The sequence below is a fragment of the Photobacterium sp. TLY01 genome, from assembly GCF_021432065.1.
In the GTDB taxonomy this organism is placed as follows: domain Bacteria; phylum Pseudomonadota; class Gammaproteobacteria; order Enterobacterales; family Vibrionaceae; genus Photobacterium; species Photobacterium halotolerans_A.
Genome location: NZ_CP090364.1, coordinates 157,822 through 183,072, shown reverse-complemented (window position 1 = coordinate 183,072; position 25,251 = coordinate 157,822). Strand labels below are relative to the sequence as shown.

The 25,251-nt window shown below is 53.0% G+C and carries 25 protein-coding genes; 9 read left to right on the top strand and 16 right to left on the bottom strand.

Annotated features, from left to right (window positions below; genetic code table 11):
- Positions 1-54: 54 nt before the first annotated feature.
- From LN341_RS00865 to coaD, 4 genes are all read left to right on the top strand, one after another.
- Positions 55-1,098 (top strand): glycosyltransferase family 9 protein, encoded by a 1,044-nt coding sequence (locus LN341_RS00865; protein WP_234203856.1) that lies wholly within the window; start codon positions 55-57, stop codon positions 1,096-1,098.
- Positions 1,099-1,244: 146 nt separating this feature from the next.
- Positions 1,245-2,033: a glycosyltransferase family 2 protein gene (locus LN341_RS00860; protein WP_234203855.1), complete on the top strand. Its 789-nt coding sequence runs from the start codon at positions 1,245-1,247 to the stop codon at positions 2,031-2,033.
- A complete protein-coding gene (locus LN341_RS00855; protein ID WP_234203854.1) occupies positions 2,030-3,061 on the top strand; it encodes a glycosyltransferase family 4 protein in 1,032 nt (343 codons plus the stop codon). Before LN341_RS00860 ends, LN341_RS00855 begins: the two co-directional genes overlap by 4 nt.
- 43 nt (positions 3,062-3,104) lie before the next feature.
- Positions 3,105-3,587: a pantetheine-phosphate adenylyltransferase gene (gene coaD / locus LN341_RS00850; protein ID WP_234203853.1), complete on the top strand. Its 483-nt coding sequence runs from the start codon at positions 3,105-3,107 to the stop codon at positions 3,585-3,587.
- A gap of 37 nt (positions 3,588-3,624) precedes the next feature.
- Here coaD and LN341_RS00845 read toward each other — a convergent pair whose 3' ends face one another.
- From LN341_RS00845 to radC, 6 genes are all read right to left on the bottom strand, one after another.
- Positions 3,625-4,656: an NAD-dependent epimerase gene (locus tag LN341_RS00845; RefSeq protein ID WP_234203852.1), complete on the bottom strand. Its 1,032-nt coding sequence runs from the start codon at positions 4,654-4,656 to the stop codon at positions 3,625-3,627.
- 81 nt (positions 4,657-4,737) lie between these two features.
- Entirely contained in the window at positions 4,738-5,550 is an 813-nt protein-coding gene (gene mutM / locus LN341_RS00840; RefSeq protein WP_234203851.1) for a bifunctional DNA-formamidopyrimidine glycosylase/DNA-(apurinic or apyrimidinic site) lyase, read from the bottom strand.
- Between the two features lie 40 nt (positions 5,551-5,590).
- Complete coding sequence (locus tag LN341_RS00835; RefSeq protein WP_234203850.1) at positions 5,591-6,076, bottom strand: hypothetical protein; 486 nt, start codon at positions 6,074-6,076, stop codon at positions 5,591-5,593.
- Positions 6,077-6,186: 110 nt separating this feature from the next.
- On the bottom strand, positions 6,187-6,354 hold the full coding sequence (gene rpmG, locus LN341_RS00830) for a 50S ribosomal protein L33 (RefSeq protein WP_002535344.1): 168 nt from the start codon (positions 6,352-6,354) through the stop codon (positions 6,187-6,189).
- A gap of 13 nt (positions 6,355-6,367) precedes the next feature.
- Positions 6,368-6,604 carry a 50S ribosomal protein L28 gene (rpmB, locus tag LN341_RS00825; RefSeq protein WP_027250565.1) on the bottom strand — a complete coding sequence of 79 codons (237 nt, stop codon included), beginning with the start codon at positions 6,602-6,604 and terminating at the stop codon, positions 6,368-6,370.
- 204 nt (positions 6,605-6,808) lie between these two features.
- Entirely contained in the window at positions 6,809-7,483 is a 675-nt protein-coding gene (gene radC / locus LN341_RS00820; RefSeq protein WP_046220392.1) for a DNA repair protein RadC, read from the bottom strand.
- A 259-nt stretch (positions 7,484-7,742) separates the two neighbouring features.
- Here radC and coaBC point away from each other — a divergent pair, with 259 nt between their 5' ends.
- The 3 genes from coaBC (at position 7,743) to LN341_RS00805 (ending at position 10,736) form a co-directional block, all read left to right on the top strand.
- The gene (gene coaBC, locus LN341_RS00815; protein WP_234203849.1) at positions 7,743-8,954 is read left to right on the top strand and encodes a bifunctional phosphopantothenoylcysteine decarboxylase/phosphopantothenate--cysteine ligase CoaBC; all 1,212 of its coding nucleotides are present in this window, start codon (positions 7,743-7,745) and stop codon (positions 8,952-8,954) included.
- A 207-nt stretch (positions 8,955-9,161) separates the two neighbouring features.
- On the top strand, positions 9,162-9,752 hold the full coding sequence (slmA, locus tag LN341_RS00810) for a nucleoid occlusion factor SlmA (RefSeq protein WP_046220394.1): 591 nt from the start codon (positions 9,162-9,164) through the stop codon (positions 9,750-9,752).
- 9 nt (positions 9,753-9,761) lie between these two features.
- Entirely contained in the window at positions 9,762-10,736 is a 975-nt protein-coding gene (locus LN341_RS00805) for a glycosyltransferase family 9 protein (RefSeq protein WP_234203848.1), read from the top strand.
- Between the two features lie 68 nt (positions 10,737-10,804).
- On the opposite strand, the gene pyrE is transcribed toward LN341_RS00805, so the two are convergent.
- A complete protein-coding gene (gene pyrE, locus LN341_RS00800; protein WP_234203847.1) occupies positions 10,805-11,446 on the bottom strand; it encodes an orotate phosphoribosyltransferase in 642 nt (213 codons plus the stop codon).
- Positions 11,447-11,570: 124 nt separating this feature from the next.
- Positions 11,571-12,287 (bottom strand): ribonuclease PH, encoded by a 717-nt coding sequence (rph, locus tag LN341_RS00795; RefSeq protein ID WP_234203846.1) that lies wholly within the window; start codon positions 12,285-12,287, stop codon positions 11,571-11,573.
- Between the two features lie 189 nt (positions 12,288-12,476).
- Here rph and LN341_RS00790 point away from each other — a divergent pair, with 189 nt between their 5' ends.
- A complete protein-coding gene (locus LN341_RS00790) occupies positions 12,477-13,340 on the top strand; it encodes a YicC/YloC family endoribonuclease (protein ID WP_046220398.1) in 864 nt (287 codons plus the stop codon).
- Between the two features lie 142 nt (positions 13,341-13,482).
- Here LN341_RS00790 and LN341_RS00785 read toward each other — a convergent pair whose 3' ends face one another.
- From LN341_RS00785 to LN341_RS00775, 3 genes are read right to left on the bottom strand one after another with little or no spacing between them, the layout of a single operon-like run.
- On the bottom strand, positions 13,483-14,736 hold the full coding sequence (locus tag LN341_RS00785; RefSeq protein ID WP_234203845.1) for an MFS transporter: 1,254 nt from the start codon (positions 14,734-14,736) through the stop codon (positions 13,483-13,485).
- On the bottom strand, positions 14,737-15,513 hold the full coding sequence (locus LN341_RS00780) for an ABC transporter ATP-binding protein (protein WP_234203844.1): 777 nt from the start codon (positions 15,511-15,513) through the stop codon (positions 14,737-14,739).
- A 3-nt stretch (positions 15,514-15,516) separates the two neighbouring features.
- The gene (locus LN341_RS00775; RefSeq protein WP_234203843.1) at positions 15,517-16,569 is read right to left on the bottom strand and encodes an iron ABC transporter permease; all 1,053 of its coding nucleotides are present in this window, start codon (positions 16,567-16,569) and stop codon (positions 15,517-15,519) included.
- A gap of 211 nt (positions 16,570-16,780) precedes the next feature.
- Here LN341_RS00775 and LN341_RS00770 point away from each other — a divergent pair, with 211 nt between their 5' ends.
- Positions 16,781-17,863, top strand: a complete 1,083-nt coding sequence (locus LN341_RS00770) for an ABC transporter substrate-binding protein (RefSeq protein ID WP_046220402.1) — start codon at positions 16,781-16,783, stop codon at positions 17,861-17,863.
- A gap of 102 nt (positions 17,864-17,965) precedes the next feature.
- Here the strand turns inward: LN341_RS00770 and prpF are convergent, their stop codons facing one another.
- The 5 genes from prpF to LN341_RS00745 all read right to left on the bottom strand — a co-directional run bounded on the left by prpF (position 17,966) and on the right by LN341_RS00745 (position 24,984).
- Complete coding sequence (prpF, locus tag LN341_RS00765) at positions 17,966-19,162, bottom strand: 2-methylaconitate cis-trans isomerase PrpF (protein WP_046220403.1); 1,197 nt, start codon at positions 19,160-19,162, stop codon at positions 17,966-17,968.
- An 18-nt stretch (positions 19,163-19,180) separates the two neighbouring features.
- Positions 19,181-21,760, bottom strand: coding sequence for a Fe/S-dependent 2-methylisocitrate dehydratase AcnD (acnD, locus tag LN341_RS00760; RefSeq protein WP_234203842.1), 2,580 nt, complete (start codon positions 21,758-21,760; stop codon positions 19,181-19,183).
- Between the two features lie 101 nt (positions 21,761-21,861).
- Complete coding sequence (gene prpC, locus LN341_RS00755; protein ID WP_234203841.1) at positions 21,862-22,992, bottom strand: 2-methylcitrate synthase; 1,131 nt, start codon at positions 22,990-22,992, stop codon at positions 21,862-21,864.
- A gap of 165 nt (positions 22,993-23,157) precedes the next feature.
- A complete protein-coding gene (gene prpB, locus LN341_RS00750) occupies positions 23,158-24,057 on the bottom strand; it encodes a methylisocitrate lyase (RefSeq protein ID WP_046220406.1) in 900 nt (299 codons plus the stop codon).
- A 414-nt stretch (positions 24,058-24,471) separates the two neighbouring features.
- Positions 24,472-24,984, bottom strand: a complete 513-nt coding sequence (locus tag LN341_RS00745; protein WP_234203840.1) for a hypothetical protein — start codon at positions 24,982-24,984, stop codon at positions 24,472-24,474.
- Between the last annotated feature and the right edge of the window lie 267 nt (positions 24,985-25,251).

The window sequence follows — 25,251 nt, the reverse complement described above, 5'->3', positions numbered from 1 at the left end:
AATGTATATAATTCCCAAAACACAATCACATCCATTCGGTTGAAAGCAGGTGTCATGACATTATTCAATTCCGCTCCCCAGTCTTTGTGCATCCTGCGCCTGTCGGCGATTGGTGATGTCTGCAACAGTATTGCCATGGCACAGGCAATTCAACGGCAATGGCCGCAAACGCGCCTGACCTGGATCTGTGGCAAAGTCGAAGCACGGCTGCTGAAGGATTTACCCGGCATCCGGGTGATCATCTTTGATAAAAAGCAGGGCTGGCAAGGCTACAAAGCTGTCTGGCAGGCCCTCAAAGGTGAGCGTTTTGATGCCCTGCTGCATATGCAAACCGCCATTCGCGCCAGCATCGTCAGTCTGGGGATCAAAGCGAAGTACAAACTGGGGTTTGATGCCGAGCGCAGCAGCGATCTTCAGCAACTCTTCACCAATGTCAAAGTCCCGTCACCGGATTCCCCCCATGTCCTGGATGGCTTCATGCAGTTTGCTGCCACCCTGGGTGTCCGCGATCTGACGCCTCAGTGGGATATTCCGTTATCTGAAGATGACCACCGCTGGGCCGATCAACAAATTCATCAGGACGCGACCTTGGTCATCACGCCCGCGGCCAGTAAGGGCTATAAAAACTGGACGCCGGAAGGGTATGCGGCATTAGCCCGCCATGCCCACCAGCAGGGCTATGCCATTATTCTGGCCGGCAGTCCGGCAAAAATTGAGATAGACCTGGGTAATGCCATTGAAGACAAGCTGGACTTCCCCGTCACTAACCTGATTGGTCAGAGCAGCCTCAAACAGCTGCTGGCCCTGTTGCAGAAAGCGGCACTGGTGTGTGCGCCGGATACCGGCCCGGCCCATATGGCGGTGGCTGTCGGTACCCCGGTGCTGGGTTTGTATGCCCACCATAACCCCAAGCGTACCGGCCCCTATCTGTCACGCCAGTATGTGGTGAGTGTGTACGATGAATGCATTGCGGCCGAAACGGGCAAGGCGCCTGAACAGCTGCCCTGGCGCAGCCGGGTCAAAGATGACACAGCGATGAAACGCATCACGGCAGAGCGCGTCACCGCCATGTTCGACAAAATCACCGCTGAACTGTGATCGGATGCATTGCAGACAAAATGAAAGCGATAGATTGATCCCTGAAACAGGGCCGGGGTTTTACATTCGTCACCCCGGTCGGCATAATCGTTCGCATATCACTGTATTGACAGTCACGACTCATCTATCTGAAAACTGGACACCAAATGGCGCCTAACACCTCCAACACCACTTTGGGTGTGCTGATGATCATCAAGAATGAAGCCAAACATCTGGCGGCCTGCCTGGAGACGGTCAAAGACTGGGTCGACGAGATCGTCATTATTGACTCCGGCAGTACGGATGAGTCCGAAACCATTGCCCGTCGTTACACAGACAAATTCTTCCGCTATGACGACTGGCCCGGCTTTGGCCCGCAACGCCAACGCGCCCAACAGCACGCGACTACAGACTGGGTGCTGGTGCTGGATGCTGATGAAAGGGTCACCCCTGAGCTGAAAACAGCCATCCAGTCTGCGATCACAGCCAATCCGACCGGCGTTGCGTTTAAGATCAACCGGCTGAGCGATGCCTTCGGCAAAACCATTCACCATTCTGGCTGGTCGCCGGACTGGGTGATTCGCCTGTACCGCCGTGACGAAACCCGCTACAACGATGCCCTGGTGCATGAAAAATTGCTCACTGATGGGTTGACTGTCCGCCCACTAGATGGCCGGTTACTGCATTTTACCTTTGATAATCTAAGTCAATATACACGCAAGACAGCCTTATATGCGAAATCGTGGACCGATCAACGAGAAGGTAAAAAGCGCGGCTCCCTGAGCGCAGCAATTGCACACGCTATCGCTCGTTTTATAAAAATGTATTTTATCAAAGGTGGCTTTCTGGATGGTCGTCACGGTTTACTCTTAGCAATCCTGAGTGCCAATACTGTTTTTACACGCTATGCCGACCTTTGGTTACGTGAATACGTAAAGGACAAACATTCCAAATGAACAAGCATATCTGTCATGTAAATCTCGCTACAGGCTTCAGTGGTGGCGAACAACAAACCCTACAGCTTATCAAAGAACAGATCAGACTGGGTTATACCTTAAGTGTCGTTGCCAACCCTAAAAGTCCATTCGCTCAAAAAGCGGCCTCACTCGGATGTCGCATGTATTTAACCCAGCACTTTCTTTTTAATCACAGTGCTGAAATAACCAGGCAGTGTCAGGTTATACATGTCCACGAAGGCAGAGCGATTTATTGGGCTTGGATCCAATCCAAACTGTTTAGATGTCCCTATATCGTTACCCGCCGCATCGATAACCCTTTAAAAGACAGATGGCTACTAAAAAAATGCTATACCGATGCCAGTGCAACCATTGGTCTGAGCACAGCTATTGTCGATTGTATTCATACGAAAGTCCCTAGCCAGCATCCATACAAAATTCCCAGCTCACCTGTCATTTATCCAGTGAGTAACAGTGAAGTCAGCACGATTCGCACTAAATTTGCAGGTAAATTTCTTGTCATCCATGCAGGCAACCTGCTTCATCACAAAGGATTTGACGTCACCATTGAAGCTGCGCGTTTACTCGAACAACAAGCCTCCAACATTCATATTGCCATTTTGGGGGACGGCAAGCTGCGGGCTGAACTGGAATCTCAGGCAAAAGGATTAACCAATATCAGCTTTATGGGTAAACAGTTGAATATGGGAGACTGGTTTGAGGCTGCCGATTTGCAAATCCATCCGTCGTACACTGAAGGGCTGGGCTCTGTCATTCTGGAAGGAATGAAAGCGGGCCTCCCTATCGTCGCCACTAGGGCAGGCGGTATTCCAGATATTATCGATCACGGTATAAATGGTGAGCTAATTCCCGTAGGAAGCAGTACACAGCTTGCTGAAGCTATCGCCCGAATATCTCAGGATAGCAATCTTCAAAAGCAATACATCTCAGCAGGACAGGAAAAAATGAACCTATTTGATATATCGCATACTGCCAAGCAGTACGAAGCCATTTACAATTCCCTATGAGTGCTGAAGCCCCAAATAATATACATCAACAAGGAACGCAGAAATGACAACCCGAGTCATTTACCCTGGTACTTTTGACCCTATCACCAACGGCCATCAGGATCTGATTGAGCGCGCTGCTGCCATGTTCGATCAGGTGCTTGTCGGGATTGCTTTCAGCCCGAGCAAAAAGCCATTATTTGATCTGCAGGAACGAGTGAATCTCGCCAAAGCCATCACCAGTCATCTCAGTAACGTTGAAGTGGTGGGATTTTCCGGACTGCTGGTGGATTTTGCCCGCGAGCAACAGGCAACCATTCTGGTGCGTGGCCTGCGCGCGGTGTCGGACTTTGAATATGAATTTCAGCTGGCGAACATGAACCGCCGCCTGATGCCAGAGCTGGAAACGGTGTTCCTGACCCCGGCTGAGGAAAATTCCTTTATCTCCTCCACCATAGTCAAAGAAGTGGCGCTGCACAAAGGACAGGTGGATCAGTTCGTCCACCCGACTGTGGCTCAGGCGCTGAAAGACAAGCTGACCAAATAACACTCGACGCCAAACACAGAAACCGCCGGCCCGCATCTCAGCGGGCCGCGGTATTTTCCTTCATGGCTTGCCCGTAATACCCCAGATACCAATCCACAAAGCGCTTCACGCCTTGTTCGATGCCGACCTGTGGCCTGAATCCCGTCACCTCAAACAAATCTTCTGTTTCAGCAAAGGTGGCGTACACATCCCCCGGCTGCATCGGCAGGAAGTTTTTGCTGGCTTGCCTGCCCAAAGCGTTTTCCAGTGCGGCAATAAAGTCCATCAGTTTCACTGGCTGCCCATGGCCGATATTGTACATCCGGTAGGGGGCTGAACTGCTGGCCGCCGAGCCCTCTTCCGCGTTCCAGTCCGGCTGACCAGCAGGTACGACATCCTGAATCCGGACCACGCCTTCAACGATATCATCAATGTAAGTGAAATCGCGCCGCATGTCGCCGTGGTTGTAGACCTCTAACGGCTGACCAGCCAGGATCGCCTCAGTAAAACGAAACAGCGCCATGTCGGGCCGGCCCCAAGGGCCATAGACCGTAAAAAAGCGCAAGCCCGTGGTAGGCAGGCCGTAGAGGTGAGAGTAGGTATGCGCCATCAGTTCATTGGCTTTTTTGGTGGCGGCATACAAAGAGACCGGGTGATCGACGCTGTCGCGGGTTGAGAAAGGCTGCTTACGATTGAGACCATACACAGAGCTGGAAGAGGCGTACACCAGATGCTCAACCTGATGGCGACGACAGCCTTCCAGAATGGTCAGGTGGCCAATCAGGTTGCTGTCGGCATACGCCATCGGGTTATCCAGCGAATAGCGAACCCCGGCCTGGGCGGCCAGGTGGATGACTCGCTCAAATCTGTGGGTGAGAAACAGACGGGCAATGGCCTCTCTGTCTGCAAGATCGCAATCCAGCACTAAGAGCGCCGGATGGGCAATATGCCGGACTCTGGCCTGCTTCAGCTTCACATCGTAGTAGCTGTTGAAATTATCAATGCCCACCACTTCATGGCCCATGTGACACAAACGCTGCGCCACTGCACTGCCAATGAAACCCGCCACTCCTGTTACCAAAAAGCGCATAGACACCCCCGAAGAAGGCGTATCACGCGCCCTCCTTCTCTTCCCTAAAGACAGATATGAGGGCCTATCTCTCTGACAACATTATGATTGCTGGCACTCACTACAATAGACTGTAGCACGCTGTCCGATTTTGACCTCATTGAGGATCTGCCCGCAATGAGGGCAAGGTTTCCCCGCTTTGCCATACACTTGCAGCTCTTGCGCAAAGTAGCCCGGCTTCCCGTCACTTTGTTTGAAATCTTTCAGTGTCGTCCCACCCTGAGCAATGGCTTGACTCAGCACACGCTTGATTTCATCGACCAGCACAGCCAGTCGCTCAGTTGTTAGCTGCCCTGCCGGGGTCTGCGGATGGATGCGCGCGGCAAACAGGGATTCATTGGCGTAAATGTTACCGACGCCCACGACCACCTGATTATCCATGATGAACTGTTTAATCACGGTGCGCTTACCTTTGGCCCTTTCCGTCAGGTAGCCGGCATCAAAGCCCTCAGCCAAAGGCTCAGGACCGAGCTTACTCAGCACAGGATGCTCGCTGTCACGCTCCTGCCACAGCCAGGCACCAAAACGACGGGGATCGTTATAACGCAGTACTTCACCGCTGGCGAGCAGCACATCGACATGATCGTGTTTCACCGGCGGCACTTCGGCAGGCAAGATACGCAAGCTGCCTGACATGCCCAGGTGAATAATGGCAAAGCCGGCATCGGTTTCCAGCAGCAGATATTTGGCTCTGCGCGTCACACCACGAATGGTTTGCCCCTGTAACAACTGTAATTCAGCGGGGACGGGCCAGCGCAGGCTGGGATTGCGGACCGTCACACGAACGACGGTCTGACCCACCACATGAGGCGTGATCCCCATGCGGCTGACTTCAACTTCAGGTAATTCAGGCATCTTTTCTCTGATTCATCTTTGCTGTGGTGGATGCAGGATATCAGATTTCAGGGAACAGGTAGCTGGCCTCAACCGTGATCGCCAGCCATTCGCCCTGCCAGTTTTGTAACAACCAGAACTGGGGAAGCTGATAGACCGTCAGGCGGTAAGGTTCTTCATGATTTTCCAGCCACACTTCCACGCTGCGGGGCGCTTCGAGCTTATCATTGAGCTGGGCGAAGGTTTCTGAGTCAATGTTAGTACCGGCGACATCCTGCCAGTTTGCCACGATGGCTGACGGATCATCTGTTATGGCCGGTTCAGATTGCCAGTTTTCATTGTGACGACTGAAAATAATATTGGGCAGCACCAGCTTTTTAATGTGGCTGTCAGCCGGAAGTAAGCGCACCAAGCCGGCAGATTGCTGCTCGGCCGGGGTGGCCTGCGTCATGCGCTGCTGAATCAATTCCGGCAGCTGAATCATAGCGATAAACAACAGCACTCCAATGATGATGATGTTGTTCCATCCCTTACGCGACAGTTTCATCGTCTCTCCAGCACTAAGTATGAGTCAGTGATCATAATCCGCTTCCTGAGCGACAGCCATAAAAAAACCCAGCCTTGGCTGGGTTTTTATCAAAAAGCAAAATAAACCAATTACTTGATTTTTGCTTCTTTGTACATAACGTGCTGGCGAACAACTGGATCAAATTTCTTGATCTCAAACTTGCCTGGCATGTTACGTTTGTTTTTGTCGGTAGTGTAGAAGTGTCCTGTGCCGGCAGATGATACCAGACGGATCTTCTCACGAATGCCTTTAGCCATTCTTCAAATCCTCTTAAACGTTCTCGCCGCGAGCACGCATTTCAGACAGAACGGTATCGATACCTTTCTTGTCAATGATACGCATGCCTTTCGCAGAAAGACGTAGTTTAACGAAGCGTTTTTCGCTTTCTACCCAGAAACGATGAGTTTGCAGGTTCGGCAGAAAACGACGCTTGGTGGCATTACGTGCGTGTGAACGGTTGTTACCCGTTACAGGACGTTTACCAGTTACTTGGCATACTCGGGACATTACTGTCTTCTCCAAATCGTTTCAGCTCGATATCAACCGCGATTAACCGAACGCAAAAAGCATTCCATCTAACCGAAGCTATCAAAGGTCGCGCATTATACTAAGTCAAAACCAGTTGCTCAAGTCCCGAGCAGATCCTTTCTCGTCTTTTTGATCAATTTCGGCCTAGTTTGACATCAAGCTGAACAATAATCAGCTTGATAGTTACAGCCATCCTCTTTCAGCAAAAGAAATCACTTCCCCGTCTCCGACGACAAAATGATCGAGGATCCGAATATCTACCAAGGCCAGCGCATCGCTGATCCTTTGAGTAATTCGCCGATCGGCCTGACTTGGCTCCGCCACGCCTGAGGGGTGATTATGCGCTAAAATCAACGCCGCTGCATTAAGTTCCAGTGATCTTTTTACCACTTCCCTCGGATACACGCTGGCGGCATCAATTGTGCCTTCAAACATCACCTCCCCGCTGATCACCCTGTGCTGGTTATCCAGAAACAACACATAAAATGCCTCACGATGGCGATCACGCAGCATCTGGCTTAAATATTGCCGCGTGTACTCCGGGCTGCTGAGGGCTTCACCTTTTGCCAGTTTCTCGGATAAAAAACGCAAACTCATCTCCAGCACTGCCTGCAACTGAACGTATTTCGCTGGCCCTAACCCTTTGTGCTGACAAAAGGTTTTGCAGTCCGCCGCCAATAAGGCGCGCAGAGAGCCAAACTCGTCCAGCAACTGGCCGGCCAGTTCAATCACATTCATGCCCGGCAGACCAGTGCGTAAAAAAATGGCCAGCAGCTCCGCATCCGACAGCGCATTGGCGCCGCGCTGTAACAGTTTTTCCCTGGGACGCGCCTCCGCAGGCAAATGTTTCAATACCATGGCGTTTCGATCCTTTCACTGTGTCTGTGCAAAAGAAACGCAAATGTCGCGCTCCATACAAAGCCCGGCATTTGAAAATGCGGCGCCAGGCGCAGCTTTGTTGCCTTGTTACAGCGTTTCGCCCGTGCGGTGTCGAGCGATGACCCGGTCTCGGCCATCCGTCGCAGCCTGACCGGCACTTTTCTCGCGACTAAAGCGATGAAACCACATCGCTTTGGTGATATCTTGTTGCCAGTTTTTTCACGACACAGGCAATCGAATGAAAACACTGGCAGGAAAGAAAATACTTCTGGGGATCAGCGGCGGCATCGCAGCCTATAAGTGTGCCGAGCTGACACGGCGTCTGATTGAGCGAGGCGCAGCGGTTCGCGTCGTCATGACCCCGGCCGCCAAGGAATTCATTACCCCGCTGACCATGCAGGCCGTTTCCGGTCATCCGGTGGCCGACAGCCTGCTCGCCCCCGCCGCCGAAGCCTCCATGGGCCATATTGAACTGGCAAAATGGGCCGATCTGGTGCTGCTGGCTCCCGCTTCTGCCGACCTGATTGCCCGCCTTCGCGCCGGGATGGGCAACGATCTGCTAACCACCTTATGTCTGGCGACCGATGCGCCGATTGCTGTCGCACCGGCCATGAATCAGCAGATGTATCGCCAGCCTGCCACCCAGGAAAACTTGTCTGTGCTGGCAAGCTGGGGGCATCAAATCTGGGGCCCGGCCAGCGGCGAGCAAGCCTGTGGCGATATCGGTCCAGGCCGGATGCTGGAACCGATGGCGCTGGTGGCTGAGATAGAAAACGCCTTCCAGCCGCAGGATCTGGCCGGTGTCCGCATCGCCATTACAGCCGGCCCGACCCGGGAAGCCTTGGATCCAGTGCGCTACCTCTCCAACCACAGCTCAGGCAAAATGGGCTTTGCGATTGCCCAGGCTGCTGCACAGCGTGGCGCGAGCGTTACTCTGATCTGTGGCCCGGTCAACCTTGCGACCCCGCCAGGCGTCGCCCGGATCAACGTAGAAAGCGCTATCGAGATGCATCAGGCCGCCACTGAGCAGGCCAAGGCGCATGATATTTTTATTGGTTGTGCTGCGGTGGCCGATTTTCGCCCGGCGGAAATGGCTTCACAAAAAATGAAAAAGCAGCCCGGAAAGGACGAGCTGGTACTGAAACTGGTGAAAAATCCGGATATTATCGCCAGCGTTGCAGCGCTGACTGAGCAGCGTCCGTTTACTGTGGGTTTCGCTGCCGAAACACAGGATGTCGCTCGCTATGCGCAAGACAAACTACAGCGTAAAAACCTCGACCTGATTTGTGCCAATGATGTGGCACAGCAGGGACAAGGATTTAACAGTGAAAATAATGCCCTGCACCTGTATTGGAAGAACGGTGACAAGGCACTGCCCCTGACTGACAAAGCATCACTGGGGCGCCAATTAATGACAGAAATCATCAACCGCTACCACGCGCAACACTGAGCCTAATTTGTTGAACGCTCAGCAAAACCGGCAACAACACTCAGCGGTTCATTCATTTTTGGCAGCCAGCTCTCAAGCTTACACTCTGGCTGTCGATAAAGATAACACTGCCTGATCCAGACACTTTCCATGCCCTGTGCGCATGGCTAAGATAGTCAGGCTTTTTCTGTCCGGACACAGTCTTATATCGAAAAGGAACGGTTATTCATGGCTGGCAATAAAAAAAACAACCGCCGCGAAGAAATCTTACAAGCGCTGGCTGAAATGCTGGAATCAAACCAGGGCAGTCAGCGTATTACCACAGCGAAACTGGCAGCTCAGGTCGGCGTTTCCGAAGCCGCACTGTATCGCCACTTTCCCAGCAAAGCCCGCATGTTTGAAGGCCTCATCGAGTTCATTGAAGACTCGATCACCACACGCATTAACCGTATTCTGGATGATGAAAAAGACACCATGACCCGACTGCGTATGGTGCTGCAATTGTTGCTGGTGTTTGCCGAGCGCAATCCCGGGCTCACCCGCATCATGACAGGCCACGCTCTGATGTTTGAGCAGGACAGACTCCAGTCGCGCATCAACCAGTTATTCGAGCGCATTGAAACCCAGCTGCGCCAGATCCTGCGTGAACGCAAACTGCGCGAAGGCCGCGGTTTCCCGATTGATGAAAACCTCTTATCCGCCCAGTTGCTGGGTCAGGTCGAAGGCAGTTATAACCGCTTTGTGCGCTCCAGTTTCCGCCACAAGCCAAATGACAATTTCGATGCTTACTGGGAACTGCTGACCAATCAGTTGAATTAGACTTAAAAAATGAAAATTTGTATTTTTACACCGCACAGACCCCATTTTGGCAACATCTTGACCCAGTTATCGTTTTGCTGTGCGTTGCGCCAACAACATCCACATGCTGTTATTACAATTTATTCGAAAACAGACAATAGCAAACTTATTACTGAGTGTGGTGCAGCCGATGAGCTGGTTGTTTATAACAAGACCAGCTTTCTCAAACTGGTACAACAATTACGCCAGCGCCAATTTGATACCATCTACAACCTGTATCCAGGATCTGAAAAAACTCACTTAGCCGTCTGTTTATCGGGGGCAAAGGAAAAACACACTCTAACTTGCCCCTCTGTACTTAAAAACCGGTATACATCCAGTCTGGAAATGGTTAAAGGCAATCAGTACATCGGCCGCTACTTGCTCGCGTTACTGAATCAAGTCGAAGGTAGTCACTATTCCCCATCAATTATCTCGCAACTTGCGTCTCAACCCCGACACAGTATGGATGAAAATGCCTTGACACTAATTCCAGGAGGTGGTGCTGGGGCATTTAAGCGATGGAATATTGAAAAATACTGCGCAGCAGCGACCAGGATTAAAGAAGCAAAATCCAGTATTAAATGTATCAACTACATTCTGGGACCTGATGAAGCGGATTATGAAGACATAATTCTCAACCATCACACAGGCGACAATGTCCTCATCATAAAATCACCAAGCATTCCTGAATTAATCTCTATTGCGCTCCAATCCAGATTAACTATCTCGAATGATTGTGGTCCTGCACATATATTTCAAATGCTGGAAGTGCCTTTGATCATGATATGGGGATGGGAAACTCAAAAAAATACTTCACCAATGCATGCGATGAATGAGTGGTTCCATTCGAGCGAACATTCTTGGTCGATAATTCCCAATGATGAAACTAAGAGTATCAACTCAATCAGTGTGGACAAAGTCGTTTCTCTGGCACTGGCTGAACTAGGTAGAAACCGTATCTAATAAAAAACCCAGCGTTTTACTAGTCACGCTGGGCTTTTACCTCAGTTTTCTATTCAAGCACTTATCTTTCAGATCCCATACTGAGCGCGATACGCTTTCACCGCTTCCAGATGTGCGGCCATGCCGTCCTGCTCTTCCAGATAGCTCACCACATCGCCCAGCGAAACAATCGAGATCACCGCACAACCGAAATCGCGCTCCACTTCCTGAATCGCAGAGAGCTCGCCTTTGCCTTTTTCCTGACGGTCAATCGCCACCAGCACACCGGCCAGATCTGCCCCATTGGCATGGATGATTTCCATCGACTCGCGGATTGCCGTACCGGCCGTAATCACATCGTCAACCAGCATAATGCGACCTTCCAGCGGACTGCCGACCAGATTGCCGCCTTCGCCGTGGTTTTTGGCTTCTTTACGGTTAAAGCAGTATGGCGTGTCCACATCATGGTGATCAGCCAACGCAACGGCGGTTGTGGTGGCAATCGGAATGCCTTTATAAGCAGGACCAAACAAGACATCAAATTCAATGCCGGAATCAGCCAGTGCCGCAGCATAAAAGCGGCCCAGGCGCGCCAGATCGCGACCTGAATTAAACAGGCCGGCATTAAAGAAATACGGGCTCTGACGGCCAGACTTCAGGGTGAACTCACCAAATTTCAATACACCTTTTTCCAAAGCAAATTCGATGAACTGACGCTGATATGCTTTCATTGTTTCTCCTCGAGCGATTGGTCGCATGCTTCAGCCAGACACGGGCGCTGGCCGGTCAATTCCCGCAGCCTCCGTGTGCTGCAGGCAAAAAAAAGCGGCTCCAACAGGAACCGCTCCAAAAACATTAACTTTCCAGCGACGCCTGCTGGATAGTGATGATCTCGGCAATGCCGTCTTTGGCTAACGACAGCATGGCCATTAATTCTTCCGTACTGAAGGCATCCCCTTCCGCCGTGCCCTGGATCTCAATGATCTTGCCATCACGATTCATAATGACATTCATATCGGTTTCGGCATTGGAATCTTCCGCGTAATCCAGATCGCACACGGGCGTACCCTGATAAATCCCCACAGATACAGCGGCCACTGAGGTTTTCAGCGGATTCTTTTTCAGCAGGCCTTTCTCCAGCATCAGATTGATAGCATCGGTCAGCGCCACCATGGCCCCTGTAATCGAAGCGGTACGCGTACCGCCGTCGGCCTGAATCACATCACAGTCGACCGTGATCATCTGCTCGCCCAGCACTTCCAGATCTACCGCTGCGCGCAGACTGCGGGCAATCAGGCGCTGAATTTCCAGGGTCCGGCCGCCCTGCTTCCCGTTGGCCGCCTCGCGACGGTTCCGGGTATGAGTCGCGCGTGGCAGCATGCCGTATTCCGCCGTCACCCAGCCCTGGCCTTTGCCTTTCAGCCAGCGCGGCACACTTTCTTCAACACTGGCGGTACAGATGACCTTGGTATCGCCGAACTCAACCAATACCGATCCTTCGGCATGAGCGGTGAAATGACGGGTGATAGTAATCGGACGAACTTGACTGGCACTTCTTCCACTTGGACGCATCGGGTTTCACCTTGGCTGAAATTGGGTACTGAGCGCTGACCGAACCACGGTCAGCAGACATTAACCGGCGATTATAGCCAGATCTGCGTCGCAGTGCACGCCTGTCCGCATCCGCCGGCCGAGGAGAGATTTCCATTATTCGCACCGGCGCGTATAATCAAGCCATCATTTCTTAAGGGCCGACAGCCAATGATTCACAGTATGACCGCCTATGCCCGTCGCGAAGTAAAAGGCGACTGGGGCAGTGCCGTTTGGGAAATCCGCTCGGTAAACCAACGATACCTGGAAACTTATCTGCGTTTGCCAGAACAGTTCCGCAGCCTGGAACCTGTCCTGCGCGAGCGCTTCCGTCAGCGTCTGGCCCGGGGCAAAGTGGAGTGCAGCCTGCGCTTTGAAGCCAACCCGGCTTCCAGCAGCGAACTGCGCATCAACGAGCAACTGGCCAAGCAGGTCATCAAGGCAGCAAGCTGGGTCAAAGAAGCGGCAGGTGAAGGCAATATCGGCCCGTTTCAGGTGCTGAACTGGCCCGGCGTGATGGAAACGCCTGAGCAGGACATGGACACCATCAACCAAGAGCTGCTGACGGCGTTTGACGGTGCAGTGGACGACTTCCTGGCAGCGCGTGCCAGCGAAGGTGCCAATATGAAAGATCTGATTGACCAGCGCCTGGCCGCGATTTCAGAAGAAGCCGGCAAAGTGCGCGCGCTGATGCCTGAAGTGATGCAGTGGCAACGCGATCGCATTCTCAATCGCCTGGAAGAAGCCAAAGTTGAGCTGGATGCCAACCGCATTGAACAGGAACTGATCCTGCTGGCGCAGAAGAGCGATGTCGCCGAAGAGCTTGACCGCCTGGATTCTCACGTCAAAGAAACCCACAAGATCCTGAAAAAAGGCGGCGCCTGTGGCCGACGCCTGGACTTCATGATGCAGGAGTTCAACCGCGAATCGAACACTCTGGCGTCTAAATCCATCAACACAGAGATCACCGCCGCCGCGGTTGAACTCAAAGTGCTGATTGAGCAGATGCGCGAGCAGATCCAGAACATCGAATAAGAATTCCTGAGTGACTTCAGCCGACTTATTCTGACCAAGCCCCTGCTTTCAGGGGCTTGTTGTTTTCAGTGGCTTTCAGCATTTTTCCTGTGCTTCAACCAACGGCACGGCCTCACTTTCCGTTTTAGTGCCATAGCTATGTTCAATCTGCGATTGAGTCGTTTGAGACACCAAGCGGTTGCTGTTCGCTTCTCTCCTGCTGACTGACCTGCACAAACAAGCCAATCCCGGAGAGAGAGCCGAGTACCGCGAATGTCAGCCACAGCCAGCCAGAGTGAAAATCCGGTAAGTCCAGCAGCCAGCCCGCGCCCCAGTTGCCAGCAAACGCAAAGAATCCACCGATACAGGCATGCAGGCCGTAATAACTCGCCAGTTTCGCCGGTTCGGCAAAACGCGGTACATAAGCACCTATCAGCGGGTACACCATCATGGAGCCGGCACTCAGCAGCATGGCACACAGTACAAACGGCAATGGCAGCCAGGGTTCAAAGTGCAGATTCAGGAACAGAAAGGCACTGCCCATCAGCGCCATCCCAATCCCCATGCCTTTGGCAACACCGAGCGTTTCATCCACCCAGCGACTGACAGGCAGTTGCAACAGCACACCCATGAAGGACGACACCATAAATACCCAGGTGATGACAGAAGGTGTGCCGGTTTGCACCTTAGCCTGATGAGGTATAGCAAGGTAAAGCTGGTGAAACAGAATCTGATAGACGCTGGCGGCCAGAACGAAGTTCATAAAGGCTTTATGTTTCAGCATCAACCACCAGTCGTGCAGAAAACCCTGCTGCGCTGTGCTGCTTGGAGGATGGCTATCTTTGGGCAGATAATGCCACTGAAGCACAAACAAAAGACAAAACACGCAAGCCGCAGACAAGCCGACCCAGCTGAAACTGACATTAAACAGGGTCAGGCCAATCAATGGACCAATCAGCATCCCGGCTTCCTTTGCCAGATTCTGCAACGCAAAAACGCGCTGGCGCTCGCTCGGCTCAGGATACTCGGACGACAGATACGCCTGACTGCTCGGGGTAAACAGCGCGCCGGCAAATCCGGTACAGAAAGCGCCCAGGAGAATCACGCTGAAACTGTCACTGACGCCCAGCAGAAAGAAGCCCACAATGCGGACGGCGCAGCCCCAGAGGATCATCCGTTTGTAGCCAAACCGGTCGCCCAGCGTGCCGCCAACCAGAAACAGACCTTGCTGACTGAGGACACGCAGGCCGATGATCAGTCCTATATACCAGCCGTCAAAGCCCAGATTCTGCAAATGCTCAGCCAGATACGGCAGCAACATATAAAAGCCGAGATTAAAGCTGAAACTGTTAAACACCAGAACGCGACCGGCGGCTGACAGCAAGTGCCAGTCATGGGTGATATGGTGCAATCTCACTTACGCCGCCTTTTTCGAGCGCAGGGTACGCACAAAGGGAACACCAGTGTCATCGGTGATCACCTGAGCTTCCACGTTATAAATCTCTTCGACCAGTTCGGATGTCAGAATCTGTTTGGGATGCCCGCAAGCGACAAGATCGCCCTGCTTCAGCACCAACAGGTTATCGGCATACTGCGCGGCCAGATTCAGATCATGCAAGACCATCAGCGTAATGCATTGCTTCTCCCGGGTCTGATTGACCAGATGTTCCAGCAAGACGTGCTGATGATGCAGATCCAGCGCACTGACAGGTTCATCCAGCATCATGATCGCCGGGTCACGCATTAACGCTTGTGCAAACAGCACCATCTGGCACTGACCGCCACTGAGGGTATTCACGCTGCGGTTCGCCAGATGCGCAATCCCGATGTTGTCGAGAATATGCAGTACCTGATTGAGCGTCTGATCATCAACGCGCAGGCTCAGGGCGTCCAATCGTCCTAACAGGATCACTTCAATCACCGTTAAATTGACATCCAGATTGATATCCTGCGGCATATACCCAAATTGATGCCGCCACTGTGCTAACGATTGATAAGACAAGCGATGACCGCAATAAGCAATCTCGCCACTGTCTAACTTAATCTCACCGAATAACGTCTTGAGCAGCGTGCTTTTCCCGGTACCGTTCGGCCCGAGAATCGCGGTGATCTGCCCCGGCTTTAAGCCGAAGCTCATATCACGGGCTAAGGTCAGTGAGCCAAGCTGAATATTGGCCTTGTCGACAGTCAACATGAATTAACTCCGCTTCGCGATAATGAGCCAGAAGAAAAACGGCACCCCAATAATGGCGGTCACGATGCCGATAGGAAACAAAGCGCCCGGCACAATCACTTTAGACAGCACCGAAGCCGTAGATAGCAGAAAGGCGCCAATCAAAAACGAGAGCGGTAAAAAAAATCGCTGATCTTCACCCACCAGAATTTTGGCAATGTTGGGCGCAACAATCCCCACAAACCCGATAATTCCGACAAAACTGGTGATGGTTGCCGTCATCAGAGCGACAATAAACAGTGTTTTCAGCCGCAGCTGCTTCACATTCACCCCGACGCTTTTCGCACGCTCCTCGCCTAAACGTAACGCCGTCAGCTTCCAGGAATCTTTCATCAAAAAGAAAAATCCCGAGATCACCACAGCCGCCGTAATCATCAGGTTACCCCAGGTCGCTTTTGACAAGCTGCCAAAGAGCCAGAACAGGATTTGCTGACTGAGTTCAGGTGACGAAACAAACTGCACGAGTGACAGAAGTGACTGGAAAAGAAACAGTAAAGCGATGCCCGCCAAGATGAGCTGGCCTGAACTGATATGTCGCATAGAGGCCAGTGCGAACAGGAAACAGGCCGACAGCATGCAGCAGATGAACGCCCCAATCGGCACGGCATAGTAGCTCTTTATGCCTAAAGAGCCGAAGTAAAGCGTGATTGCCGCGCCAAATCCCGCTGCCGCCGCCATGCCCAACGTATACGGACTGGCCATATTGTTGTTGAGCAGAGTCTGCATCTCAGCTCCGCCGACCCCCAAAGCCCCGCCGACCACAATCGCCATCAATGCAATCGGTAGTCGTAAATCAGTGACAATGATTTGTGTCGAGCTGTCGACCTGAAAAGGCAAGCCGACAAACTGAAAGAGTGCGTGCAATACTCGGGTGGCATCCAGCATGGACGGGCCACTCATAATATCCAGCACAAAAGATGCCATCAAAACCAGACAGAACATGATCAGCACAACCATGCGCCGGCATTCATTTTTTCTTTGTGTCTCAATGGCTTGTAATACTGCTGCAGATTGCATCTGACATTACCCGATGATGTGTTTGATTGGTTAACAATAGCGACCAGCCGCCACACAATGCTCTGGCTGACGGCCAGGTTATATTCCGTACGCACATTACCAGAAATGATAATAGTTTGCATAAGTGTTATTGATGGAATTATGATTGCTGGCTAAGTAAGCACCTGGCTATGCCGGCCGGTATCGATCATAAAAAGCAGGGTTCTCATTGATGTATCAAAAGTTACTCAGTATTGCTGCACTGATGTTCAGTGCGGCAACGTTTGCAGAAGTCACCACAGTCACGGATGTCCTGGGTAGAGAAGTTACCTTTGACGCGCCGGCCAAAAGAGCCATTGTCGGGTTTTATCCGGAAGATTACATGGCGATCGGCACAGAAGCGGCCTATGACCATGTTGTCGGCATGTCGAAATATATCTGGCAGGCACGTTCAGCAAACTGGGAACTGTACGTTAAACACCGCCCTTCGCTTGAGGATATTCCCGGCATTGGCCGCGTTGATACCAACACGTTTTCCGTTGAAAAAGTCATTAGCCTTCAGCCGGACTTACTGATGCTGGCAGACTGGCAATATAAAGCATTAGGCGCAGAAATAGCGCGCATTGAAAGCGCAGGCATCCCGGTGATAGTGGTCGATTACAACGCCCAGACACTGGAGCGCCACATCCAAAGCACCCAACTGATCGGCGTGATTACCGGTCAGAAAGAAAGAGCCGAAAAAATTGCCGGTGAATACCGCCGGAATATCGAACTGATCAATGAACGCTTAGCCTCGGCCAAGCTGGCAAAACCCAAAGTCTATACCGAATACGGCGCGGCGGGTATCAATGAAGTTGGCTACACATTCGGTAAAAACATGTGGGGTGCCATTGCCACCATGGCCGGCGGAGACAACATTTCCGCGCCTTATGTGGAGTGGTGGGGCAAACTGAATCCGGAGCAGATCATTGCCGCGAACCCAGACGTCATCGTCATGACAGGGTATGAATCAGGCAGTGTTGATGACGCCATGCTGATGGGACAAGGCGTACCAGAAGCGCTCGCCAGGCAGCGTTTAGCCGGCTTTAAGAACCGCCTGGGTTGGACGTCCATTTCCGCCGTGCGCAACAATCGTGTTTACGCCGCCTACCACGGGGCATGCCGAACGATTATGGATGGTGCGATGATCCAGTTTTATGCCAAAGCCCTGTATCCGGAACTGTTCAGCGATCTGAACCCCGAGCAGGCTTATCTGGATTTCTACCGCAACTACCTTCCCGTCACGCCTGAGGGCACCTTTGTTACTCAGCTGTAGCATTCCGCATCAACAATGGCAGGCCTGATGCCCAGAGCCTGCCATTGTCCGATCTTTTGATCCGCCAGCATGCAAGAGACTGGGTAAACAAGCAAAGTTGCGTCACCCTGATGCAATAGTCTCAGCAGGCACCCGTACCCAGCCTTCCATCAGTATCCGGGCACTGCGGCTCATGACCACTTTTTCGACCTTCCAGGATTGCTGGGCCAGAGCCGTGCTGGCGCCGACTTTAAGCGTCCCGGAAGGATGGCCAAACGTCACCGAGGTTTGATTGCCACCGCCTGCTGCAAGGTTCACCAGCGTACCCGGCACACAGGCAGCTGCAGCGATGGCGACGGCAGCGGTGCCCATCATGGCATGATGTAACTTGCCCATCGACAAGGCGCGCACCAGGAGATCGGTCTGCGCAGCACTGACGGTTGTGCCACTGGAGGCCAGATAGGTTTGCGGCTTGGCAACAAAGGCGATTTTAGGCGTATGCTGACGCGTTTTCGCCTCATCCAAGTGCTCAATCAGCCCCATCTTCAGCGCGCCGTGGGCACGAATGGTCTCGAACATTGCCAGGGCCTTGCTGTCATTGTTAATGTCATCCTGCAGTTCGGTGCCCTGATAGCCAATCGAGGCGGCATCGACAAAAATCGTCGGAATGCCGGCATTGATCAGTGTGGCGTTAAACGTCCCAACGCCCGGGACATCGAGATCGTCAACCAGATTGCCTGTTGGGAACATCGAGCCTTCCCCGTCGGCCGGATCCATAAAATCGACCTGAATTTCAGCCGCCGGAAAGGTCACCCCATCCAGTTCAAATTCACCGGTTTCCTGTACCAGGCCATTGACCACAGGCACATGCACCACGATGGTTTTTTGGATATTCACCTGCCAGACACGCACCGCCACGATGCCGTTTTGCGGGATACGTTCCGGTGCGATCAGCCCGGCGTGAATCGCAAACGGCCCGACTGCAGCGGAAAGATTGCCACAGTTGCCACTCCAGTCGACCATGGGTTTATCAATCGAGACCTGACCAAAAAGGTAATCCACATCGTGATCCGGTTGCTCACTTTTCGAAACGATGACCGTCTTACTGGTGCTGGAGGTCGCCCCCCCCATACCATCGATTTGCTTCCCGTACGGATCCGGACTACCAATCACGCGCATCAGCAGGCTGTCCCGGGCTTCACCCGGGATCTGCGCGGCAGGCGGCAGATCCTGTAAACGGAAAAAGACCCCTTTGCTGGTACCGCCCCGCATATAAGTGGCCGGCACTCTGCACTGGGACGGGGAACTCACATCACTCATTGTCCTTGCTCCCTTACCTTAATTGGCCAGAAAATCTTGCGCGAAACGCTGCAGCACACCGCCCGCCTGGTAGACATGCACTTCATCGGCCGTATCTAACCGACAGGTCACCGCCACATCCAGTGTTTCACCGTTTCGACGCGTAATCACCAGCGCCAGATCAGCCCCCGGTTGGATGTCACCGACCACATCATACAGCTCAGTCCCATCCAGCCCCAGGGTGAGCCGGCTGACGCCCGCTTTGAACTGCAGGGGCAGCACGCCCATGCCCACCAGGTTGGTGCGGTGAATGCGCTCAAAACCTTCGGCAACAATCACTTCGACCCCGGCTAAACGCACACCTTTCGCTGCCCAGTCGCGGGAAGATCCCTGGCCGTAATCGGCACCGGCAACAATGATCAGCGGCTGCTTACGGGCCATATAGGTTTCTATCGCTTCCCACATCCGGGTGACTGTCCCTTCCGGTTCAAGACGCGCCAGAGAGCCCTGCACCAGTTCACCATTCTCTTGAACCATCTCATTAAACAGTTTCGGGTTGGCGAAAGTCGCTCGTTGTGCGGTCAGGTGATCCCCCCGGTGCGTTGCGTACGAGTTAAAGTCTTCCTCCGGCACACCCATTTGGGTCAGATATTCACCCGCCGCACTGCTGGCCAGAATCGCATTGGAGGGCGACAGGTGATCTGTGGTGATATTATCGCCCACAATCGCCAGCGGGCGCATGCCTCTGAGCGTTCGCTCACCGGCAAGTGCCCCTTCCCAATAGGGCGGACGGCGGATATAAGTACTCATCGGACGCCAGTCATACAGCGGGTGACTGGGTTGCTCGGCATCGTCCGGTTTGAACATCTGAATGTAAACCTGATGAAACTGTTCAGGTTTGACGGACTGATTGACGACCCTGTCGATTTCTTCATCGCTCGGCCAGATATCGTGAAGATAAATGGGCTGACCGCTGGCATCCGTGCCCAGTGCGTCCCGCTCGATATCAAAGCGCACCGTGCCGGCCAAGGCATAAGCCACCACCAGCGGGGGGGACGCCAGGAAGGCCTGCTTGGCATAAGGGTGAATACGGCCATCGAAGTTACGGTTACCGGACAGCACCGCAGTGGCATACAGATCGCGGTCGATGATTTCCTGCTGGATTTGAGGATCGAGCGCGCCACTCATGCCGTTACAGGTGGTACAGGCATACCCCACAATCCCAAAGCCCAGCTGTTCCAGTTCAGAGAGCAGGTTGGCTTCTTGCAGGTACAGCTTGGCCACTTTCGAGCCTGGCGCAAAAGAGGTTTTAACCCAGGGCTGGCGCACTAAGCCCAGTTGATTGGCTTTTTTCGCCAGCAGGCCCGCAGCCACCACATTGCGCGGATTGCTGGTGTTGGTACACGAGGTTATCGCAGCAATAATCACCGCGCCATCCGGCAACTCACCTTCTTTTTCTTCCCAGGGCGCGGCAATACCACGCTGCGCCAGTTGGGCCGTTGGCAAACGGCGATGCGGATTGGACGGACCGGCTAAGTTGCGCTCGACCGACGACAGATCAAATTCCAGGACTCGTTCATATAGCGCCGTATCCAGGGCATCCGCCCACAATCCGGTCTGTTTCGCATACTGCTCAACCAGTGCCACTTGTTCCGGTTCACGGCCGGTCAGTTTCAGGTAGTTGATGGTCTGCTCATCGATGTAGAACATCCCGGCACTGGCACCGTATTCGGGGGTCATATTGGAAATCGTCGCGCGGTCACCGATGGTGAGCGCTTTCGCCCCTTCGCCGAAGAATTCGAGGTAAGCAGAAACGACGCGTTCGCTGCGCAAAAATTCTGTCATGGCCAGCACAATATCCGTCGCGGTAATCCCCGGTTTCCGCTCTCCAGTCAGCCTGACCCCGACAATATCCGGCAGGCGCATCATCGACGGACGTCCCAGCATCACAGTTTCCGCTTCCAGGCCGCCCACACCGATGGCGATCACGCCCAGTGCATCGACATGTGGTGTGTGGCTGTCTGTCCCGACACAAGTATCCGGATAGGCAACGCCATCTTTCAGTTGCACCACAGGAGACATTTTCTCCAGGTTGATCTGATGCATGATGCCGTTACCGGCCGGGATCACACTGACGTTTTTGAATGCCGTTTTACACCATTCAATGAAGTGAAAGCGGTCTTCGTTGCGGCGATCTTCAATCGCCCGGTTTTTCTCAAACGCATCCGGTTCAAAGCCGCCATGCTCGACCGCCAGCGAGTGATCCACAATCAGTTGCGTTTCCACCACTGGGTTCACTTTCGCCGGATCGCCCCCCTGTTCAGCAATCGCATCCCGTAAACCGGCCAGATCGACCAGTGCCGTTTGCCCCAGAATGTCGTGACAGACAACGCGCGCCGGATACCATGGAAAATCCAGATCGCGTTTGCGTTCAATCAGCTGCTTCAGAGAATCAGTCAGCGCTTCCGGTTCGCAGCGGCGAACCAGGTTTTCGGCCAGAACACGGGAGGTGTAAGGCAGGGTGTCATAAGCACCCGGCGAGATGTCATTCACCGCTTCCCGGGCATCGAAATAGCAAATGTGGCTGCCCGGCAGGGTTTTTCTGTATTGGCTGTTCATAGTCCATCCCAAAAATCACAGAGAACCGGTTCGAGTGAACCAGTGATAAAATATCGGCTCAATGTCCTGACCGTGCACAAGGCACAGTCAGGGCGAGCAGATTAGCCACGTTGTTCGATGGGCAACCAGGCTTGATGTTCCGGGCCAGTGTAATCTGCACTGGGGCGGATAATCCGGTTATTCGCCCGCTGCTCATACACATGAGCTGCCCAACCCGTCAAACGGCTCATGACAAAAATCGGGGTGAATAATTTGGTTGGAATCCCCATGAAATGATAGGCCGAGGCATGGAAGAAATCCGCGTTACAGAACAGGCCTTTTTCACGTTTCATGACCGATTCCACACGCTCAGAGACGGCGAACAGGTGCGTATCACCCACCTGCTCAGACAGGGCCTGAGACCAGCGTTTGATCAGTGCATTGCGCGGATCGCTCTCACGGTAAATCGCATGACCAAAGCCCATGATTTTCTCTTTGTTCTCCAGCATGCGCAGAATATTTTGCTCGGCTTCATCCGGCGTTTTCCAGTGCTCTATCATCTCCATCGCCGCTTCATTGGCCCCGCCATGCAGCGGTCCACGTAAAGTGCCGATGGCTCCTGTCACACAAGAGTGGAGATCGGACAGGGTGGAAGCACAGACGCGTGCCGTAAAGGTCGATGCATTAAATTCATGTTCTGCGTACAGGATCAGCGAGCAGTGCATCACCTGCTTGAACAGTTCACTTGGCGCTTCGCCGGTCAGCATCTTTAAGAAGTACCCGCCGATAGAATCTTCACGGGTATCTTCCGTGTCGATCCGCACGCCATCGTGACTGAAACGATACCAATAGCAGATTATCGCCGGGAACAGCGCCAGCATTCTTTCGGTCACGGCTTGCTGTTGCGAGAAATCATGCTCAGCCTCCAGGTTCCCCAGCATGGAGCACCCTGTGCGCATCACATCCATGGGGTGCGCATCCGCAGGAATACGCTCCAGGACTTCTTTCAGGGCCTGAGGCAGGCCCCGCAGGCCGATCAAACGGGTTTTGTATCGGTCCAGTTCAGCCTGCGTGGGTAAGTGCCCGATGAGCAGTAAGTGGGCCACTTCTTCAAACTGAGCATGGTTGGCCAGATCTGTGATGTCATAACCACGGTAAGTCAGACCTGTGCCGGTTTTACCGACGGTACATAAAGCAGTGCTGCCCGCGCTTTGACCCCGCAGGCCAGCGCCGCTAAGTTGCTGAGATGACATGTTGAAATTCCTTTTCTTGTTGCGCTTCGGATTCTTGATGAATCGGTCTCATTGAGCCAGCTTCAGCTCGATAGCGCAGCGGTTTCACGTGATTGGAGTCGGCCCTTCAGGGCTCTGTTTCGCATTTCTGGTTCTTTCCGGACTTCCCCGTACCGCAGCCTGTGCTTACGAGGATTGTTCTGAAAACAGCTGATCCAGCTTGTCTTCGTAATCATGGTAATTCAGGTAACGATACAGCTCTTGACGCGTCTGCATTTTCTCCAGCATGGCTTCCTGATTGCCATGTTCCAGAATATGGCTGTAGACCATCTCTGCTGCTTTATTCATGGCACGAAATGCACTGAGTGGGTACAGCACCATATCAACATTCGATTGTGCTAGTGCTTCACAATCGTAAAGTGGTGTTTGGCCAAACTCCGTAATATTGGCCAGAATCGGAACATGTTTCCCCGTGGCTGAACGCAGTGCATTTGAGAACGCTTGGTACTGGTCCAACTGCGTCATCGCTTCCGGAAAAATCATGTCGGCCCCGGCTTCGACGCAGGCAATCGCACGTTCAATCGCCCTGTCCATGCCCTCAACAGCCAGTGCATCTGTCCGTGCCATGATGACAAAGTCCGGATTGATACGTGCATCCACCGCCGCTTTCACCCGATCCACCATTTCTTGCTGGCTGACGATGGCCTTATTGGGCCGGTGACCACAACGCTTCTGCGCGACCTGATCTTCCATATGCACCGCTGCGGCGCCGGCTTTTTCCATGGCTTTAATGGTCCGGGCAATATTAAATGCCCCGCCAAAGCCGGTATCGATATCAACCAGCAGCGGCAAGTCACAGGCATTGGTAATGCGCTCGACATCAACCAAGACGTCATTGAGCGTAGTGATCCCAAGATCCGGCAATCCATAAGAAGCGTTGGCCACCCCACCGCCAGACAGATAAATGGCCTGATGGCCCAGTTGCTTTGCCATCATGGCGCAGTAGGGATTCACAGTGCCGACAATCTGCAAAGGATGGTTATTTTGAATGGCGAGTCTGAATTTCGCCCCCGGACTTAAACTCATGGCATTTTCCTCAATTTTGGGCTGGGTTCTGGATCTGTTTTTCAATCAAACGCCGGCAACCCGAAATGTGCCGTCGCCGTCTTTTCATCTTCTGTCAGTGGGTGAGCAGGAAGATCATCACTGACTGTCGTGCTCCCCAAGAGTATGACCTTAAAATAGAAGACAGATTGTCAACAATCAACAAGATTGTCGACAATTGTGACTGTACTCGCAATCAGGTCAGCGCGTTAAAAGTGACAAAACCCAGGGGATAAATCAGCTAAAATCGATAAATAAGGCATAAAAAATGCAAATTTCTCGGAAATCACACTCAATCAGCACAACAGGCGCTCTGCAATGTGTCGACAGTTTTGATGTTTCGCGTGAGCAAAATCAGTCCTCGGGTTCGGAACAGAGAACCTGTGTGACGTCTGGTTACATCCTGCCCCGCAGTCCGCCGCCTCCCTGGCCACGCATCTGACCCGCGCCAATATTGGGGTGACTCATCATACCGCGCTGCAGCGCAGGCCGGTTTGCGCGAATCGCAGAGCGATCCATCGGGCCTTGCTCGCGGCGGGTTTGCAATTGCTGCTGGACTCGTTGTTGTGTCTCCGGCGGCAGGCTCTGCCATTTCTGATCAAACCGGGCTTTGACCGCCGGCAGATTGTCGGCAATATCAGCATGGTCCCCTTGCCAGTTGTCGAACTTGTTTTTGATTTCCTGCTGCTTGTCCGGATCCAGACTTTGCCACCACTGGGTCATCATCTCCTTGTATTCGCCATCCCCCTGACAGCAGTTCGGATAATAATGGTGCCAGTAATACAGATAATCGTCGTACCACCACGCATTGCTGTAGTGATAGCTGGCCGGGCTGGATGAACCGGCTCCTGTGCTGCCACACCCGGTCAGCAGCAAGAGCAGACAAACAAGTAAGGGGCGAATCGCCATATTCGGGAACTCCGTCGCAGAGAGGTGATGAAAGATGCCAGTCTCCCAGCCCGCAGATAAGAACAGATCAATCTGATTTGATTCAGATTAGCAGATCCTGCGCCACCCCGTTCGACGGGCATCACCACCTCACCGCCTGCGTTCACGGCTCTCAACTTTCGCATGACTTTATCAGGTTGCAGCTCAGTCCCTGTCTGCACTGACTATAGTTAACAAGAGCGGCAAAACCATCGTATAAAAGTTCAATCACGACGCTCATCTAGTCAC

Bases quoted from the DNA above. Each gene is read 5' to 3' on its own strand.
- slmA (WP_046220394.1), top strand. From the start codon at position 9,162: ATGGCTGGCAATAAAAAAAACAACCGCCGCGAAGAAATCTTACAAGCG.
- LN341_RS00790 (WP_046220398.1), top strand. From the start codon at position 12,477: ATGATTCACAGTATGACCGCCTATGCCCGTCGCGAAGTAAAAGGCGAC.
- LN341_RS00770 (WP_046220402.1), top strand. From the start codon at position 16,781: ATGTATCAAAAGTTACTCAGTATTGCTGCACTGATGTTCAGTGCGGCA.
- coaD (WP_234203853.1), top strand. From the start codon at position 3,105: ATGACAACCCGAGTCATTTACCCTGGTACTTTTGACCCTATCACCAAC.
- prpB (WP_046220406.1), bottom strand. From the start codon at position 24,057: ATGAGTTTAAGTCCGGGGGCGAAATTCAGACTCGCCATTCAAAATAAC.
- LN341_RS00855 (WP_234203854.1), top strand. From the start codon at position 2,030: ATGAACAAGCATATCTGTCATGTAAATCTCGCTACAGGCTTCAGTGGT.
- LN341_RS00860 (WP_234203855.1), top strand. From the start codon at position 1,245: ATGGCGCCTAACACCTCCAACACCACTTTGGGTGTGCTGATGATCATC.
- acnD (WP_234203842.1), bottom strand. From the start codon at position 21,760: ATGAACAGCCAATACAGAAAAACCCTGCCGGGCAGCCACATTTGCTAT.
- prpC (WP_234203841.1), bottom strand. From the start codon at position 22,992: ATGTCATCTCAGCAACTTAGCGGCGCTGGCCTGCGGGGTCAAAGCGCG.
- LN341_RS00865 (WP_234203856.1), top strand. From the start codon at position 55: ATGACATTATTCAATTCCGCTCCCCAGTCTTTGTGCATCCTGCGCCTG.
- LN341_RS00805 (WP_234203848.1), top strand. From the start codon at position 9,762: ATGAAAATTTGTATTTTTACACCGCACAGACCCCATTTTGGCAACATC.
- LN341_RS00745 (WP_234203840.1), bottom strand. From the start codon at position 24,984: ATGGCGATTCGCCCCTTACTTGTTTGTCTGCTCTTGCTGCTGACCGGG.
- rpmG (WP_002535344.1), bottom strand. From the start codon at position 6,354: ATGGCTAAAGGCATTCGTGAGAAGATCCGTCTGGTATCATCTGCCGGC.
- rph (WP_234203846.1), bottom strand. From the start codon at position 12,287: ATGCGTCCAAGTGGAAGAAGTGCCAGTCAAGTTCGTCCGATTACTATC.
- LN341_RS00775 (WP_234203843.1), bottom strand. From the start codon at position 16,569: ATGCAATCTGCAGCAGTATTACAAGCCATTGAGACACAAAGAAAAAAT.
- LN341_RS00845 (WP_234203852.1), bottom strand. From the start codon at position 4,656: ATGCGCTTTTTGGTAACAGGAGTGGCGGGTTTCATTGGCAGTGCAGTG.
- mutM (WP_234203851.1), bottom strand. From the start codon at position 5,550: ATGCCTGAATTACCTGAAGTTGAAGTCAGCCGCATGGGGATCACGCCT.
- LN341_RS00835 (WP_234203850.1), bottom strand. From the start codon at position 6,076: ATGAAACTGTCGCGTAAGGGATGGAACAACATCATCATCATTGGAGTG.
- coaBC (WP_234203849.1), top strand. From the start codon at position 7,743: ATGAAAACACTGGCAGGAAAGAAAATACTTCTGGGGATCAGCGGCGGC.
- LN341_RS00780 (WP_234203844.1), bottom strand. From the start codon at position 15,513: ATGTTGACTGTCGACAAGGCCAATATTCAGCTTGGCTCACTGACCTTA.
- rpmB (WP_027250565.1), bottom strand. From the start codon at position 6,604: ATGTCCCGAGTATGCCAAGTAACTGGTAAACGTCCTGTAACGGGTAAC.
- pyrE (WP_234203847.1), bottom strand. From the start codon at position 11,446: ATGAAAGCATATCAGCGTCAGTTCATCGAATTTGCTTTGGAAAAAGGT.
- prpF (WP_046220403.1), bottom strand. From the start codon at position 19,162: ATGAGTGATGTGAGTTCCCCGTCCCAGTGCAGAGTGCCGGCCACTTAT.
- radC (WP_046220392.1), bottom strand. From the start codon at position 7,483: ATGGTATTGAAACATTTGCCTGCGGAGGCGCGTCCCAGGGAAAAACTG.